14 protein-coding genes and 1 riboswitch are annotated in these 16,172 nt (G+C 73.5%); of the genes, 3 read left to right on the top strand and 11 right to left on the bottom strand.

Annotated elements, in window-relative coordinates:
• Positions 1-51 precede the first annotated feature (51 nt).
• Positions 52-216, top strand: coding sequence for a 50S ribosomal protein L33 (rpmG, locus tag ACFV0O_RS09175; RefSeq protein ID WP_380338450.1), 165 nt, complete (start codon positions 52-54; stop codon positions 214-216).
• Positions 217-287: 71 nt separating this feature from the next.
• Here the strand turns inward: rpmG and ACFV0O_RS09170 are convergent, their stop codons facing one another.
• Positions 288-1,403, bottom strand: a complete 1,116-nt coding sequence (locus ACFV0O_RS09170) for a HoxN/HupN/NixA family nickel/cobalt transporter (RefSeq protein ID WP_380338447.1) — start codon at positions 1,401-1,403, stop codon at positions 288-290.
• Between the two features lie 31 nt (positions 1,404-1,434).
• Positions 1,435-1,649: riboswitch (cobalamin riboswitch) on the bottom strand.
• Positions 1,650-1,731: 82 nt separating this feature from the next.
• Here ACFV0O_RS09170 and ACFV0O_RS09165 point away from each other — a divergent pair.
• Entirely contained in the window at positions 1,732-2,115 is a 384-nt protein-coding gene (locus tag ACFV0O_RS09165) for an ArsR/SmtB family transcription factor (protein ID WP_380338444.1), read from the top strand.
• 55 nt (positions 2,116-2,170) lie between these two features.
• Positions 2,171-3,862, top strand: coding sequence for a hypothetical protein (locus tag ACFV0O_RS09160; protein WP_380338441.1), 1,692 nt, complete (start codon positions 2,171-2,173; stop codon positions 3,860-3,862).
• Between the two features lie 146 nt (positions 3,863-4,008).
• Here ACFV0O_RS09160 and ACFV0O_RS09155 read toward each other — a convergent pair whose 3' ends face one another.
• The 10 genes from ACFV0O_RS09155 to mltG (ACFV0O_RS09110) form a co-directional block, all read right to left on the bottom strand.
• Positions 4,009-6,000, bottom strand: coding sequence for an AAA family ATPase (locus ACFV0O_RS09155; RefSeq protein WP_380338438.1), 1,992 nt, complete (start codon positions 5,998-6,000; stop codon positions 4,009-4,011).
• Positions 6,001-6,086: 86 nt separating this feature from the next.
• Positions 6,087-6,896: an Fpg/Nei family DNA glycosylase gene (locus tag ACFV0O_RS09150; protein ID WP_380338435.1), complete on the bottom strand. Its 810-nt coding sequence runs from the start codon at positions 6,894-6,896 to the stop codon at positions 6,087-6,089.
• Between the two features lie 168 nt (positions 6,897-7,064).
• A complete protein-coding gene (locus tag ACFV0O_RS09145) occupies positions 7,065-8,039 on the bottom strand; it encodes an AAA family ATPase (RefSeq protein WP_380338753.1) in 975 nt (324 codons plus the stop codon).
• Positions 8,040-8,200: 161 nt separating this feature from the next.
• Positions 8,201-8,629, bottom strand: coding sequence for a type II 3-dehydroquinate dehydratase (gene aroQ / locus ACFV0O_RS09140; RefSeq protein WP_360261932.1), 429 nt, complete (start codon positions 8,627-8,629; stop codon positions 8,201-8,203).
• Positions 8,630-8,637: 8 nt separating this feature from the next.
• Entirely contained in the window at positions 8,638-9,729 is a 1,092-nt protein-coding gene (aroB, locus tag ACFV0O_RS09135; RefSeq protein ID WP_380338432.1) for a 3-dehydroquinate synthase, read from the bottom strand.
• Positions 9,722-10,243, bottom strand: coding sequence for a shikimate kinase (locus ACFV0O_RS09130; protein WP_360261924.1), 522 nt, complete (start codon positions 10,241-10,243; stop codon positions 9,722-9,724). Before ACFV0O_RS09130 ends, aroB begins: the two co-directional genes overlap by 8 nt.
• The gene (aroC, locus tag ACFV0O_RS09125; protein WP_360261925.1) at positions 10,240-11,424 is read right to left on the bottom strand and encodes a chorismate synthase; all 1,185 of its coding nucleotides are present in this window, start codon (positions 11,422-11,424) and stop codon (positions 10,240-10,242) included. The genes ACFV0O_RS09130 and aroC overlap by 4 nt, the downstream gene beginning before the upstream one ends.
• Positions 11,425-11,629: 205 nt before the next feature.
• Positions 11,630-12,460 (bottom strand): shikimate dehydrogenase, encoded by an 831-nt coding sequence (locus ACFV0O_RS09120; RefSeq protein WP_380338427.1) that lies wholly within the window; start codon positions 12,458-12,460, stop codon positions 11,630-11,632.
• A 34-nt stretch (positions 12,461-12,494) separates the two neighbouring features.
• Positions 12,495-14,480, bottom strand: coding sequence for an endolytic transglycosylase MltG (mltG, locus tag ACFV0O_RS09115; protein WP_380338424.1), 1,986 nt, complete (start codon positions 14,478-14,480; stop codon positions 12,495-12,497).
• Between the two features lie 188 nt (positions 14,481-14,668).
• The gene (gene mltG / locus ACFV0O_RS09110) at positions 14,669-15,982 is read right to left on the bottom strand and encodes an endolytic transglycosylase MltG (protein WP_380338420.1); all 1,314 of its coding nucleotides are present in this window, start codon (positions 15,980-15,982) and stop codon (positions 14,669-14,671) included.
• Positions 15,983-16,172 lie beyond the last annotated feature (190 nt).

Below are 16,172 nucleotides of genomic sequence, written 5' to 3'. Positions count from 1 at the left end.
CCATTTCGGTGTACGGTCTCGACCGAACACCCCGGACCCAGGAGGACACCCGTGGCCCGCAGCGAACTGCGCCCCGTCATCAAGCTCCGCTCCACCGCCGGCACCGGCTTCACGTACGTGACCCGCAAGAACCGCCGCAACGATCCGGACCGGATGGTCCTGCGCAAGTACGACCCGGTCGCGGGCCGGTACGTCGACTTCCGCGAGGAGCGCTGACCCCGCACGCACGAACGGCGCCTCCCCGAGTGGGGAGGCGCCGTTCGGCACCGCGCGGTGGGCCCCTGGGCTCACTGCTCCTGCGGCGTCCAGCGCTTCTCGACCTTGGCGAGCTTCCAGTACCCGATCGCCACCGCCCAGACCACCACGAACAGCCCCGCGATCGCGTAGCCGACGTTGTCCAGCGAGATCTCCGCGATCCAGCCGCTCACCGGGTCGGTCAGGTCGAACTTCTCGTGCAGCACGCCGACCAGCTCGATGGTGCCGATGATGAAGGCCACCGCGATCGACAGCCCCGTGATGGTCAGGTTGTAGTACACCTTCCGCACCGGGTTGGAGAAGGCCCACTGGTACGCGAAGTTCATGAACGTCCCGTCCAGGGTGTCGAACAGGCTCATCCCGGCCGCGAACAGCAGCGGCAGGCAGACGATCGCGTACCAGGGCAGCCCGGCGGCCGCGCCCGAACCCGCCATCACCATCAGGGTGACCTCGGTGGCGGTGTCGAAGCCCAGGCCCAGCACCATGCCGACCGGGAACATCTGCCCGGGGCGGGTGATCGAACGGGTCGCCCGGTTCAGCACCCGGGCCATGAAGCCGCGGGAGTCGAGGTGCGCCTCCAGCTCCGCCTCGTCGTACTGCCCGGCCCGCATCGCGCGGAACACCTTGACGATGCCGAGCAGCGCCGCCAGGTTGAGCGCGCCGATCAGGTAGAGGAACACCCCGGAGGTGGTCGTCCCGACCACGCCGAGCCACTTGTGGGTGGTCGACTCGTCGTCCATCAGCGTGTTCGCCAGCTGGGCGCCGCCCGCCACCAGGGCGGCCATGATGACCACCATCGAGGAGTGCCCCAGCGCGAACCAGAATCCCACCGAGACCGGCCGCTTGCCGTCCGCCATCAGCTTGCGGGTGGTGTTGTCGATCACCGCGATGTGGTCGGCGTCGAACGCGTGCCGCATCCCGAGGGTGTACGCGGTGATGCCCAGGCCCACCCCGAAGACCTGGGTGCCGACCGCGTACCGCTCGGGCGCCACCAGGAACACGAGCGTCCCGAAGGCCACCACGTGCATGGCCAGGATCACCCCCATCAACCCGGCCGTACGGACGGTGTCCTCGCGTTTCCACCGGAAGGCGGGCAACACGGACGGCGCCGCTTTCGCGTCCGCCGCGGCGGTTTCGGGCAGGGTCATCTCAGGATCACGCTCCAACACCTCGTGGAATCACTTCGTGAAGTGCCGTGGCCGGTCTCCTGGCTTACGGGACATCCGGGTCCGCCTTCCCGAGTGCGCGAGGCACCCAGTGGCTTCGTGGACACGGACCGAATTCCGTCGAGGACGAAGGAACTCACCCGATCACAGTGGCGAGGGCCGCTCCGGACTGGGACCCCTGAGGGTCCGTCACCGGTCTTCCCGAGCACCACGGCGGGCTACACCGTAGGGGTCGCGCCCCGACCCATGCAAGGCTGCGCACCTGCGCAGGTGTCCAGGATCACAGGCCCCCGCCTGCAAGAATGTCCGCATGCATCTCGTACCGGCCGACCGCGCGGGCCACCGCACCATCGACGGGCACCGGGTCTGCGAGGCCATCGCCGCGATCGGCGACACCGCGCACGTCCGGTCCTGGGCCGAGCGCTTCTCCCTGCTCGCCGACCCCGGACGGCTCGCCCTGCTGCTCGCCCTGCACCGGGCCGGCCCGCTCGCCGTCACCGACCTCGCGGTCGCCACCGGCATGCGCGACCCCGCCGTCTCCCAGGCCCTGCGGCTGCTCCGCACGGCCGGCGTCGTCACCGGCGACAAGGACGGCCGCGTGGTGCGCTACCGGCTCGTGGACGAGGACATGCGCCCCCTCCTCGACGAATGCGCCGCCGGCGAGCACCACGAGCCCACCGCCGCCGCGGGCTGACCGACACTCGGGGAACAGCCGTCGGGCCGGGCCACCGGATGAGTACGATCATGGTGTGCCGTCCCACCCCCACGCCTGGCCCGCCGACCGCTGGAACACCCGACCGGTCAGGGCACGCGTGCTGGCGGTCGCCCGCACCCTCACCTCCGCCACCCGCGTCCTCGACGTCCTCACCCTCCTCAACCCGGACGGCATCGCCCGGTACTTCACCGTCAACCCCGGCTCCGCCTTCGCCGACCGCGCCCTGGACGACTACCTGCACGGCCTGCCCGGCTTCACCGTGCTCGACTGGCAGGACGCCCTCCGGCACCACTTCGACCTCGCCGTCGCCTGCGCCGTCCACTCCTCCATGCACCACCTGGACGCCCGGCTCGTCGTCCTCCCGCACGGCGCCGGCTACAACCGCCTGGTGACCGAGTCCACCGGCGACACGACCAGCTCCGCAGGCCTCTCGCGCAACGAACTCACCCACGGCGGAGAGGTGTTCGTGGACGTCCTCGGCCTCTCCCACCCCGAACAGCTGGACCGCCTGCGGACCTCCTGCCCCGAAGCGCTGGACGTCGCCCGGGTCGTCGGCGACCCGTGCCTCGACCGGATGCTGCGCAGCCTGCGCTCCCGGGACGCCTACCGGGCCGCGCTCGGCGCCGTCGACGGCCGACGGCTCGTCGTCGTCAACTCCACCTGGAGCGAGCACTCGTTATTCGGCCGCCGCCCCGACCTGCCCCAGCGGCTGGTCCGCCGGCTGCCCGCCGACGAGTACACGGTCGCCGTCGTCCTGCACCCCAACATCTGGAGCCGGCACGACCCCGAGGCGCTGCTCGACACCGCCCGCCGGATGGGCCTGCGGCTGATCCCGCCGCACCAGGGCTGGCAGGCCGCGCTGGTCGCCGCCGACTGCCTGATCGGCGACCACGGCTCGGTATCCGTCTACGGCGCCGCGCTGGAACGACCCACCGTGCTCGTCGCCACCGGCGCCGCCGAACTCGACCCGCGCTCCCCCGGCTACGCCTTCGGCCAGACCGCCCCCGTGCTCGACCCCGACGGCGACCTCGCCGCCCAACTCGCCCGGGCCCTGCGGGAGCAAGACCCGGACACCCTGCGCCCGCTCACCGACCGCTCGCTGAGCCGGCGCGGCCGGTCCGCCGCGCTGCTGCGCCCCCTGCTCTACTCCTTCCTGGAGCACCTGGACGAACCCGGGGACGAACCGCTCCTGCCGCCCTACCCCAAGCCCGTCCCGCACCCCGGCACCACCGACGGACCCACCGCGTACGACGTCGAGGGCGGGAGCGAGGGCACCGAGGTCAGTCTGCGGCGCTACCCCGTCGACCCGGCCGACCACACCCCGCGCGGCTTCCACGCGCTCACCGACGAACACCCGGGCGACGCCCTGCGCTACACCGCGGAGGTGCTGGCCCGCACCGAGGTCCACGCCGAACTCCCCGCTCCCCGCTGGCTCGCCGACTCGGCCGCGGAACTCCCCGGCCTCGCCGTCGCGGTGGCCGCGCTCGGCCCGGCCCGGCACCTGCTCCGGCTGCGCAGCGGTCTGCTGCTGGAGGCCCGCGCCGAACCGGACTGGGGCGGCCCCGACCCGGGCATCGACCCGCTGCTGCTCGGCTCCGCCGTGGCCTGCTGGCTCGCCGACGGCGGCGACCCGGCCGAACTCCCCCGACAGGGACTCACCGTCCGCACCGGCGAGCACCGCACCCGGCTCTCGTTCAGCACCGCGCCCCAGGGCCCGCCTCCCTAGGGTCCGTCCGCACGCTCCCGTCCGCTCACTCCCGTCGTCACGCTCCCGTCGTCCGCCCGGAGGGCGGCCGGGCGGCGTTGGGGTGCGTGCGTCGCAAGCCGAAGGCCGGGGAGCGTCGCCCCGCAGTCGCGGTGTGAGGACGGACCCTAGAGCTGACCCGCCAGTTCCCGCAGCCGGGCCCGGCTGCGCCCGGCCAACTCGGCATCGCCCAGCTCCTCCGCCAGGGCCACCAACAGGGTGTGCGCCTGCGCCTCCTTCACGTACTGGCTCCGCTCCCCGGCCCGCCGGGCGCAGTCACCGGCGTGCACGACGGCGAGGTCCGGTCGCCCCAGCGCGCGGTGGGCCCGGGCGCGGACCAGCGGCAGTTTCATCAGCATGTCGTGGTCGTCGGTGTCCGCGGCCCGCGCGCCGGCGCGGTCCAGGACGTCCAGCGCCTCCGGGGCGCGGCCGTCGGCGATCAGCGCCTGTGCCAGGTTGTAGCTCTGGACGATCTCACCGTGGTCGTCGCCCCGGTTCTCCGCCAGGGCCAGCGTGAACCGCTCCACCGCGTCGCCGGGGCGGCCGTCGGCCAGGCACAGCAGGCCGTCCGTCTCGTGCAGTACGCCCACCACGCGGCGGTCCGCCACCAGCGGCAGCTGCTCCGCGGCCAGCGCCAACTGCTCGGCGGCGAGCCGGTACTCCTTGCGCTCGAAGTGGGCGCGGGCGAGCTGGTTGCGCATCCGGACCACGGCGGCCGGCTGGTTGTCCCACTGGGCCGACTCGACGCCGAGCCGGTGGGTGGCGATCCAGTCCTCGTAGAGCTTGCGGCCGTGGTACAGCGGCCAGAGCGACTCACAGAGCCGCCACACCTCGCCGTGCCACCGCTGCCGGGCGGCCTCCTCCACCACGGCGCGCAGGTTGGCCCGTTCGGCGTGCAGCCACTCCAGGGCGGCCGCGCCGGAGGCGAACCCGGGCAGCTCCTCGCCGCTCTCCTCCTGCAGTCGCAGCCTGGCCCCCATCGCCCGGTCGGCCAGTGCGGCCCGGCCCCGGTAGTAGGCCACCACCCGGGCGAGGAGTTCCGTCCGGCCGGGCAGCTCCCGGGTACGGCCGTAGGCGTGCAGCCGCACCACGTCGTGGGCGCGGAAGCGCGTTTCGACGTCGTCGTCCATCACCTCGTCGAGCAGGTGGACGGCGCGCAGTTCCTGCAGCGCCGCCCCGGCCCGCTCGACACCCGCCGCACCCGCCGACTCGGCCGACACGAAGGGGCCGGGGTGCACGCCGATCAGCCGGTAGAGCGCCCGGCCGTGCGGCGACAACCGCTCGTGGACCAGGTCGTAGGTCGGGCCGAGGTCGTTCTCCTCGTCGTCCAGCATGGCCAACCTGCCCTCCCGGTCGTGCAGTTCGGCCACCACCCGGCCGACCGGCAGGTGGTCGCGGTCCAGCAGCTGGCTGCCGACGGCGTTCAGCGCCAGCGGCAGCCCGCCGCACAGCTCGACCAGCGCCGCCAACTCCCCGTCGGTGCCCCGCCCGGAACCCAGCCAGGCCCGGACCAGATCGGCACCGGCCGTCGCGCTCAGCGGACCGAGCTGTCGCACCTCGGCGCCGTCGGTGCGCAGCGCGGGCAGCCGCCGCCGGCTCGCGACCACCACCAGTCCGGTCGACGGGAGCAGGGCGCGCACCTCGGCGGCGTGCTCGACGTTGTCCAGGAAGAACAGGCACCGGCGCTCGGCGGTGACCGTGCGGAACATCGTGAATCGCTCCGCCTCCACCGCCGGGGGCTCCGTCCCGAGGGCGCGCAGGAAGCCGGCCAGCAGCGAGGGGAGGTCCACCCCGCCCTGGTGCCGGTAGGCCAGGAGGTCCGCGTAGAGGTCCCCGCCCGGGAAGCGCGCCCGGTGCTCCTCGGCGAACTTGGCGATCAGTTCGGTCTTCCCGACCCCGCCGAGCCCGGTGAACACCACGATCCCCAGCCCGCCGGCCTCGACCCGGCCCGACGCCGCGGTCAGCGCGGCGAGTTCCGGCTCCCGGTTGACGAAGGGCCCGTGCGGGGGCCGGACCTGACGAGGCCTCGGCGGCGGTTCGGCCTGGTGGAGGTGCACCGAGCCGATGGTGTCGGCCTGCACCACGTGGCCACCCACCGTTCCTGACACGGTGTTGGTCACCCGCCGATGCTCCATCTGCCCGCTCCCTCCGGCCGGTCGGCCCCAGCCTACGGGCTGGGCTCCGGCCCGGAGGGCGGATCGGGGTCTCAGGCTGCCTGGCAGGTCGGGCACCAGAAGAGGTTGCGCGCGGCGTGCTCCTCGGTCCGCACGTCCGTGCCGCAGACGTGGCAGGGCATCGCCGCCCGCCGGTAGACGTACACCTCGCCACCGTGGTCGTCCACGCGGGGCGGGCGCCCCATCGCCTCCGGGGTGTGTTCGGGACGGACGGTGTCGATCCGGCCGACCGCGACGCCCTCGTGCATCAGGGCGACCAGGTCGAACCAGACGGCGTCCCATTCCTTCCGGGTGAGGTCGCGCCCGGCCCGGTGCGGGTCGATGCCGTGGCGGAACAGCACCTCGGCCCGGTAGACGTTGCCCACCCCGGCGAGCACCTTCTGGTCCATCAGCAGCGCGGCGACCGTCGTGCGGCTGGCCGCGATCCGGCGCCAGGCGGCCTCCGGGTCGGCGTCGGCGCGCAGCGGGTCGGGGCCGAGGCGGGCCGCGACCGCGGCCTTCCGGTCGTCGGCCACGAGGGCGCAGGTGTTGGGACCGCGCAGGTCGGCGTAGCCGTCCTCGCCCTCCAGTCGCAGCCGCACCAGGCCGACCGGCGCGGGCGCCGGGCCGGCGCCGAAGGTGAAGCCTCCGTAGAGCCCGAGGTGGACGTGCACCCAGGCGCCTTCCTCGAAGCCGAGGAAGAGGTGCTTGCCGATCGCCTCGGCACCGGTGAGCAGCTGCCCGTCGATCACCTTGGCCTCGTCGGCGAACCGGCCCTGCGGGCTGGAGACCCGGACGGGGCGTCCGCCGAAGGCCTTCCGGTTCTCGGCGGCGAGGCGGTGGATGATGTGGCCTTCCGGCACGGGCGTCAGCTCCCCGGGTTCGACAGGACGGGCCGCTGGGCGGGCCCGAGGACGCCTCCATCATCGCAGTCGGCACCGACACGCCCGCGGCCGCCCGAGTCGGCAGGCGACGGGGAGGCGGGGCGGGGGGTGACGGGGGGGGCGGCCGGGCGGGGGCTGTCGGCCGGGTCAGCGGACCGGCATGCCCGTCAGCCGGGCCAGGATCACACGGTCCAGCTCGGCGGCCGTCCCGGCGACGTCCAGGTACGAGTTGTCGATGATCGGCAGCCCGGAGTTGTACCAGCCGGCCATCCGCCCGTGGATGCGCGCCACTTCCTCGTCGCCGAGGCGCCGGTTCCCGCTGCGCCGGGCGTTGCGGCCCAGCACCGAGTCCAGGCTGGGCAGCAGGACGACCGGGATCATGCCGGGGCCGATGTGCCGCTTCCAGCCGCCGAGGCCGATCGCCGGACGGTCCGGGAAGACGGCGTCGTCGATGATGCAGGAGATGCCGTTGGCCAGGTAGTTGCGGCAGGCGAAGCCGCAGGTGCGGCGGGCCAGCCGGTACTGCGCCTCGGAGGCGTTGTTCCAGCCGGACTGCGGGTTGGCGAAGCCGGACTGCACCCATTCCCGTACGTCGTCCAGGCTGATGTGCGCGGTCGGGGTGGGCCGGCGCTCGGCCCAGTACCGGGCGACGGTGGTCTTGCCGGCGCCGGCGGGACCGATCAGCAGGACGGCGATCGGCCCGGTGGGCGCGTGCTGCCGCGGCGGGTGGGCGGGCAGCTGGACGGGCGTCCCGGACGGCAGGACGAAGTGCCCGGTCCCTCCGGCGGGTACCGGTGCGCTGGGCACCGGAGCGGCAAGCGGCACGGGCACCGGGACCGTGGCCTGGGCCTGGGCCTGGGCCGTGACGGGAGTCGGGGCCGGACCGGCGGCGGGCCCGGGCGCGAGCACCTGCGCGGGCCCGACTGCAGCGGGCACCACGGGCGCGGGCCCGACCACAGCGGGCGCCACGGGCGCCGCAGGAGCAACGGGCGCCGGAGCAACGGGCGCCGCAGGAGCAACGGGAGCCACAGGAGCCGGTGAACCGGTCGGCACGGGCCGGACCTGCGGCGGCGGAACCGGCACCCCCGACGGGGCCGCTCCCGCACCGCCCCCCGGAGGCACCGGCGGAGCGGCGGGACGCGGCGGGACCTGCCCGCCTCCGGCGTACTGCGTCACGGCACCTCCCGACACGTTCTCAGCGGGGACACTACACGGCGGCCCGGCAGCGGGCACAGTCCGCAGCCGGGCCGTGGGTCCGGGCCCGTCGGGGACGGGCCCGGTCCTCAGCGCGAGGTGAGCCCCTCGGCGAGCGCCCGCAGCGCCAGCTCGTACGAGCCGAGCCCGAAGCCGGCGACGGTGCCGGAGGCCACCGCCGCGATCACCGAGGTGTGCCGGAAGGTCTCCCGGGCGTACGGGTTGGAGATGTGCACCTCGATCAGCGGCGCGGTGCGCTGCGCGGCGGCGTCGCGCATCGCGTACGAGTAGTGCGTGAACGCGCCCGGGTTGATCACCACGGGCACCTGTCCGTCGGCCGCCTCGTGCAGCCACTCCACCATCTGCTGCTCGGAGTTGGTCTCGTGCACCTCGACCTCGAAGCCGAACTCCTTGCCGAGGGCGGTGCAGCGTTCGACCAGGCCGGCGTAGGAGGTGGCGCCGTAGACGTCCGGCTCGCGGCTGCCGAGCCGGCCCAGGTTGGGGCCGTTGAGCACCATGACCCGGGTCACGCCGAGACCTCCGCGTAGGCGGCGACCAGCAGGGACGGGTCGGGGCCCTCCAGCACGGAGGTCTTGCCGAGGCCGTCGAGGACGATGAAGCGGATCAGGTCGCCGCGCGACTTCTTGTCGATCTTCATCGCGTCGAGCAGCTTCGGCCAGGCGTCCGCCCGGTAGCTCAGCGGCAGGCCGACCGAGGCCAGCACGCTGCGGTGCCGGTCGGCCGTCTCGTCGTCCAACCGCCCGGCCAGGCGGCCGAGTTCGGCGGCGAAGACCATGCCGATGGAGATCGCGGCACCGTGCCGCCACTTGTACCGCTCGTTGCGCTCGATGGCGTGGCCGAGGGTGTGACCGTAGTTGAGGATCTCGCGCTGACCGGATTCCTTGAGGTCTCCGGAGACCACGTCGGCCTTGACCTGGATGGCGCGCCGGATCAGCTCGACGGTGTGCGGGCCGGCCGGGGTCTTGGCGCCCTCGGGGTCGGCCTCGATCAGGTCGAGGATGGCCGGGTCGGCGATGAAGCCGCACTTGATGACCTCGGCGAGGCCGGAGACGTAGTCGTGCTTGGGCACGGTCTCCAGGGTGCCCAGGTCGGCCAGCACGCCCACCGGCGGGTGGAAGGCGCCGACCATGTTCTTGCCCTCGGCGATGTTGATGCCGGTCTTGCCGCCGACGGCCGCGTCGACCATGCCGAGCAGCGTGGTGGGCATGGAGATCCACCGGACGCCGCGCAGCCAGGTGGCGGCGACGAAGCCGGCCAGGTCGGTGGTGGCACCGCCGCCGAGGCCGACGATGACGTCGCTGCGGGTGAACCCGGTCTGCCCGAGGACCGACCAGCAGTACGCGGCGACCTCGACGCTCTTGGCGTCCTCGGCGTTGGGCACCTGCAGCGCGATCGCGTCGTAGCCCTCGCCGGCCAGGTCCTCGCGGATGGCGTCGGCGGTGGCGGACAGCGCCTCCGGGTGGATGATCGCGACCCGCTTGGCGCGGTTGCCGATGAGCGGCGCCAGCTCGCCGAGCAGCTGGTGCCCGATCAGCACGTCGTACGGGTCGTGACCGGCGCTGCCGCCGACGTGGATCCTGACGATGGGGTCAGTCATGGGGGGTCTTCAGCTCCAGTGCTTCCAGTACGGCGTCCGCGACCTGCTCGGGGGTGCGGCCTGCGGTGTCGACCACGGCGGTGGCGACCTCGAGGTAGAGGGGGCGGCGGGCCTCCATCAGCTCGCGCCAGCGGGCCCGCGGGTTGACCGCCAGCAGCGGGCGCGGGGCGTCCAGGCCGACCCGCTTGACCGCGTCGGCGAGCGGGACCTCCAGGAAGACCACCGGCAGCTCGCGCAGCAGCTCACGGGTGGCCTCGGCCATCACCGCGCCGCCGCCGAGCGCCAGCACCCCGTCGTGTCCGGTGGCGGCGGCGCGCACGGCCGCCACCTCCAGTGCGCGGAAGTGCGACTCGCCCTCGTCGATGAAGATCTCCGGGATGGGCTTGCCGGCCGTGGTCTCGATGTCGGCGTCGGTGTCCCGGAAGTCGGCGCCCAGGCGCTCGGCCAGGGCCCGCCCGACGGTGGACTTGCCACTGCCGGGCGGGCCGACCAGCACCACGACGGGTCGGGTCATCGGATGATCAGGTGGTCGAGGTAGCCCTGCACGTTGCGGCGGGTCTCGGTGACGTTGTCGCCGCCGAACTTCTCGTCGACCGCGTCGGCCAGCACCAGCGCGACCATCGCCTCGGCGACGATGCCCGCGGCGGGCACCGCGCAGACGTCCGAGCGCTGGTGGTGCGCCTTGGCCGGCTCGCCGGTGCGCACGTCCAGGGTCTGCAGCGCCCGCGGCACGGTGGCGATCGGCTTCATCGCGGCGCGCACCCTCAGGACCTCGCCGGTGGACAGGCCGCCCTCGGTACCGCCGGACCGGCCGGAGGTGCGCTTGACGCCCTCGGCGGTCGGGACGATCTCGTCGTGCGCCTGCGAGCCGGGGACCCGGGCCAGGTCGAAGCCGTCGCCGACCTCGACGCCCTTGATCGCCTGGATGCCCATCAGCGCGGCGGCCAGCCGCGCGTCCAGACGGCGGTCCCAGTGCACGTGCGAGCCGAGGCCGACCGGCACGCCGTAGGCCAGCACCTCGACCACGCCGCCGAGGGTGTCACCGTCCTTGTGGGCCTGGTCGATCTCGGCGACCATCGCCTTCGAGGCGTCCGCGTCCAGGCAGCGCACCGGGTCGGCGTCCAGCCGGGCCTCGTCCGAGGGCAGCGGCAGCACACCGGCCGGCGCCTTGGCGGCGGCCAGCTCGACCACGTGGCTGACGATCTCGATCCCGGCCACCTCACGGAGGTACGCGCGGGCGACGGCGCCCAGCGCGACCCGGGCGGCCGTCTCGCGGGCGCTGGCGCGCTCCAGGATCGGCCGGGCCTCCTCGATCGAGTACTTCTGCATGCCGGCCAGGTCGGCGTGGCCGGGCCGGGGGCGGGTGAGCGCCTCGTTGCGGGCCAGGCCCGCCAGCACCTCGGGGTCGACCGGGTCGGCCGACATGACCTGCTCCCACTTCGGCCACTCGGTGTTGCCGACCATGATCGCGACCGGGCTGCCCATGGTCAGGCCGTGCCGGACACCGCCGAGGAAGGTCACCTCGTCCTGCTCGAACTTCATCCGCGCCCCGCGGCCGTAACCGAGCCGACGGCGCGCCAGCGCGTCGGCCACCACGGCGGTGGTGACCGGTACGCCGGCGGGCAGGCCTTCCAGCGTCGCGACGAGTGCGGGGCCGTGCGACTCCCCCGCCGTCAGCCAGCGCAACGTACCCAACGGAGCTCCTTCATCAGCGGGCCGGCCCACGGCACCGCCGCGGCCCGCCCGAGCGTGCCTTCTGCCTGAATCCTTTCATGCCCCAGCGGCACCCGGGGGCGCAGTCCGCGTGACGGACGGCAACCGGTCAGCATGCGGCCGGGAGGCCGCGCAGGGGCGGCGGGAAGGCAGCGGGCGTCACCCGGCACCGGGCGGGCACCGGGCCTCAGCTCCCGGCGAGCGCCTTCTCCCCCGCCTCGCGCATCGCCGCCAGCGGCCCCGGGGTCCGCCCGGTGAAGGCCTCGCTCTGCAGCACCGCCTGGTGCACCAGCAGGTCCAGCCCGCCCAGCACGGTCGCCCCGCGCTCGGCGCAGGCGGCGGCCAGCGCCGTCGGCCACGGGTGGTACAGCACGTCGAACAACGTCCCGGGCGCAGCGGGCAGCGAACCGGCGAAGGCGTCCGTGGCACCGGCCGGCGTGGTGGAGACGGTCAGGGGCTGCGCCAGCGCCTCGGCCCCGCGCTCCCAGTCGGCAGTGCGGACGACCACGCCCAGACGCTCGCCCAGCTCGGCCATCTCCCGGGCCCGCTCGGCGCTGCGCACGTAGACCGTCACCTCGCCGGTGCAGATCCGGGCGAGCGCCGCCAGCGCCGAGGAGGCGGTGGCCCCGGCACCCAGGACGGCGGCGCCGGGCACCTCGGTGATCCCGCGCTCGCGCAGCGCGTTGACCAGTCCGGGAACGTCGGTGTTGTCCCCGGTGCGCCGCCCGTCGGCGGTGAACACCACGGTGTTCACCGCGTCCACCGCGCGGGCCGTCGCGCTGACCTCGTCGAGCAGCGGGATGACCGCCCGCTTCAGCGGCATGGTCAGCGACAGGCCCGCCCACTGCGCCTCGTCCAGTCCGGCGACGAAGCCGGGCAGCGCGGCCTCGTCGACCTCGAAGCGGTCGTAGCGCCAGCCGTCCAGCCCGAGCGCCGCGAAGGCGGCCCGGTGCAGGTCCGGCGAGAGCGAGTGGGCGATCGGCGAGCCGAGGACGGCCGCCCGGTGCTTGCTGGTCAACACTGCCTCTCCATGAACTGCTGTCCCGCCGCTGCTACTTGGTGGTGCAGTGGCCGCGGGCCTCGTCGAAGCCCTGCCCGGCCGCCTGGCAGTACTCCTTGACGTTGGCGTAGTGCTCCTTGCTCGTCTCGGCGAACCGGGTGTGCTGCGGGTCCATCGCGATGAAGTACAGCCACTTGCCGTCCGCCGGGTGGAGCACCGCGTTGAGCGCGTCGTCGCCGGGGTTGGAGATCGGCGTCGGCGGCAGGCCCGGGTTGACGTAGGTGTTGTACGGGTTGCTCGCGTTGTCCATGTCGCCCTTGTTGAGCTCCTTGCGGCCCAACGAGTACTGCAGCGTGGTGTCCATGCCGAGCTTGTGGTTGATCTCGCCGCCGGCGGCCAGCCGGTTCTGGATGGTCTTGGCCATCTTGGCGAAGTCGTCGACGTTGTTGCCCTCGCGCTGGAGGATGCTCGCCTCGATGATCACCTCGTACCCGGTCTTCAGGCCCACCGAGGCCGCCTGGGAGTCCAGGTTGGCGTACTTGTCGGTGGCGGTCTTCACCATCTGCTTGAGCAGGTCCTCGGGCTTCATGCCGTCGGCGATGTTGTAGCGCGTCGGCCAGAGGAAGCCCTCGATCTTGCCCTGGGCGTACGCGGGCAGGCCGAGGTCGTTGATCTGGGCCTGCGCGGCGGCGGCCGTGGCACCCTTCTGGAGCTTCAGCTTGGTGTCGATCAGGGTGTAGATCTCGGTGGAGTTCTTGCCCTCGGGGATCACGATCGCCGCGCCGCCCGCCTGGGCGAGCAGTTCCTTGAGCACGTCGGCGGCCGGCATCTCCTTCTTCAGGCCGTAGAAGCCCGGCTGGACGGTGACGCACTTGGGCTCGGCCTTGCAGGCCGTGGTGAACGCGTCGACGCTCTTGACCACGCCGGCGTTCTTCAGCGCCAGGCCGATCTGCCCGGCGAGCGCGTCCTTCTTGACCTCGAACTGGACGGAACCCGTGCCCGCGCCGGTGAAGTCCGGCGGCGGCCCGAAGTGGTCCTGGTAGAAGCCGTAGCCCCACCAGCCGGCGCCGCCGACGGCGCCGAGCAGCACCACCGCGACCAGCAGGCAGGCGCCGCCGTTGCGGCGGCCCGACTTCTTGCCCTTCTCCTTGCGCTTCTTCTTCGCCTCGCGGGACTCGTCCTGCTTGCCGAGGAAGCCGCCCTCCTCGGACTCGGCGTGCTCGTCGAGGTAGCCGCCGTCCTCGCGGTGGCCGTCCTCGCGGCCGTCCCACTCGTCGGTCCCGCCCTGGCCATCGTCACCGGCCGGGGCCCCGGACTCCAGCGCGGCGGCCTCGGCCTCCCAGTCGATGCCGTCCGGCCCGGGGCCCGAAGCGGGCTCGGGCTCGGGCGCGGGCGCAGCCCGCCTCCGGCCCCGCTGCTGCGGTGCCTGCTGCTGCGGCATGCCCTGTTGCTGCACTCCGGGCTGCTGCTGCATGCCGTTCTGTGCCGGCATCCCGTTCTGGCCCTGCATGCCCGGCTGCTGCATGCCGTTCTGTGCCGGCATCCCGTTCTGGCCCTGCGTGCCCGGCTGCTGCTGGACACCGGGCTGCTGCATGCCGTTCTGCGGGCCGCCCTGGAACCCCTGCTGCTGGTAGCCCTGCTGCTGGAACGCCTGCTGCGGCATCTGCTGCTGCGGGTAACCCTGCTGCTGCATCGGCTGCTGGATCTGCTGCTGGGGGTACCCCTGCTGCTGGCCCTGCTGCGGGTAGCCCTGCTGACCGCCCTGGAACCCCTGCTGCTGGTAGCCCTGCTGCTGGAACGCCTGCTGCCGCATCTGCTGCTGCGGATAGCCCTGCTGCATCGGCTGCTGCATCTGCTGCTGGGGGTACCCCTGCTGTGCGTCCCCGTAGGGCTGCTGGCCGTGCTGACCCTGCTGCGGGTACTGCTGCTGCCACTGGCCGTCCTGCTGGCCGGGGACCGGCTGCCGGCCGTCGTACCCGGGATCACCGGGGTGCCACGGCTCGCCCTGGGGGGCGTAGCCCCCACCCAGATCGGTCATTGATCCCCTTAACCGACGGTGACGGCCGACGGATCGGACCGGCCGTCCGGGACGGCATCGTCCCGGCTGAATCTCGAACCGGCGTGCTAGCGCAGCGCCTGGAGGGAGACGTTACCGTACCGCAGCCTTACCCCTGCCCGGGCGAACGCACCGTCACCGGGGGACCTCACGGAGGGCACACAAGATCGCTACGGAGTCGCCGCACCCGGGCCCGCGGGAGCGCCCGGCCCCGGCGGAGCCGCGGACGCCGAGCCGGTGGCCGCCCCGGACGCCCCGCCGGGAGCCGTCCCCGGCGCCCCCGAGGCGGCGGCCGAGCCGGACGCCGGGGCGCTCGGCTTCGCCGCCGCCCGGTAGGCGTTGAACTCCGCCACGTTGCGCTGCTGCACGTCGAAGCTGTCGGTGAAGCGGGTGTCCCCGGGCTTCACGGTGACGAAGTACAGCCAGTCCCCGGGCGTCGGGTCCAGCGCCGCCATGATCGCCTGCCGTCCCGGGTTGGAGATCGGCGTCGGTGGCAGCCCGGGGTGCAGGTAGGTGTTGTACGGGGAGTTCAGCTTGGTCTCGGTCACCGTGGTGTTCAGGGTCGACCGGCCGAGCGCGTAGTTGATCGTGGAGTCGAGCTGCAGCGGCATGCCCTTGGCGAGCCGGTTGTAGATGACCCGGGCCACCTTGCCCATGTCCTCGGTGTTGTCGGCCTCGCCCTGGACCATGCTGGCCACGGTGACCAGCCCGTACACGGTCTGGCCGAGGTTCTGCGCGACGACGTTGGCGTCGTCGCGGGTGTACTCCCTGCCCGCCCGTTCCACCATCTGCTTCAGCAGGTCGAGCGCGGTGGTCCCGTCGGTGACGGCGTACGTCGCCGGGAACAGGTAGCCCTCGGGGCTGCCGTTGGCGAAGTCCGGCAGGCCCAGTTCGACGGCCTGTTCCTGCGCGGTGCGCCGGGTGGTGCCGTCGGGCAGGTTGAGCTTCTTGTCGATGGCGGTGAAGATCTGGTAGCCGCGCCAGCCCTCGGGGATGGTCAGGCCGTTGGCGTTGGCCGGGTCGACCAGGATCGCCAGCGCCGCCACGGCCGACATCTTCTGCTTCAGCGTGTACGTCCCGGGCTGGATCCGTCCGGCGGCCGCCGCGCTGCCCTTCGCGGCCCGGGTGAAGGCGAGCGAGCTGGCCACCACCCCGTTGCGGACCAGCGCGGACGCGATCTGGGACAGGCCCGCGCCCTCCGGCACCGAGACCTGGACGCTGCCGGTGCCCTGTCCGGCGAAGTCGGCGGCGGCCGGGGGCCTGCGCTGCGCCTGGAACCAGGTGTACCCGGTGAGCCCGACCCCGCCGAACACCGCGACCAGTGCCAGGGCGGTGAGCCCGCAGGCCAGTCCGTTGCGCCGTCGGTGCGGATCCGGCGCATCGGAGTGCGGCCGGGGCGCGGTCGGGGGGCGGCCCTCCGGCTCCAGCACCGGCGCACCCAGGTGTCCCGGCGTGAGCCCGGGCTGGAAGTCCTGGTCGGTCATGGCGCGCGCCCCTTCGGCGGTCCCAGATCGTTCCGGATCGATCACACGTCGATCGGGAACGGAATCGGAAACGAACGAAGAGGGGTGGGGGGGGGGGCGGCCCCCCCGCCCCCCCCCCCCCGGCGGCTTTTATTGGTCGAGAACCCACCCCCCCGCCCCCCCCACCCCGGCGGGCGGGCGGCCCCCCCGG

This window comes from Kitasatospora sp. NPDC059577, from assembly GCF_042735475.1.
Taxonomy (GTDB): domain Bacteria; phylum Actinomycetota; class Actinomycetes; order Streptomycetales; family Streptomycetaceae; genus Kitasatospora.
This window is presented reverse-complemented; position numbering and strand designations above follow the sequence as displayed.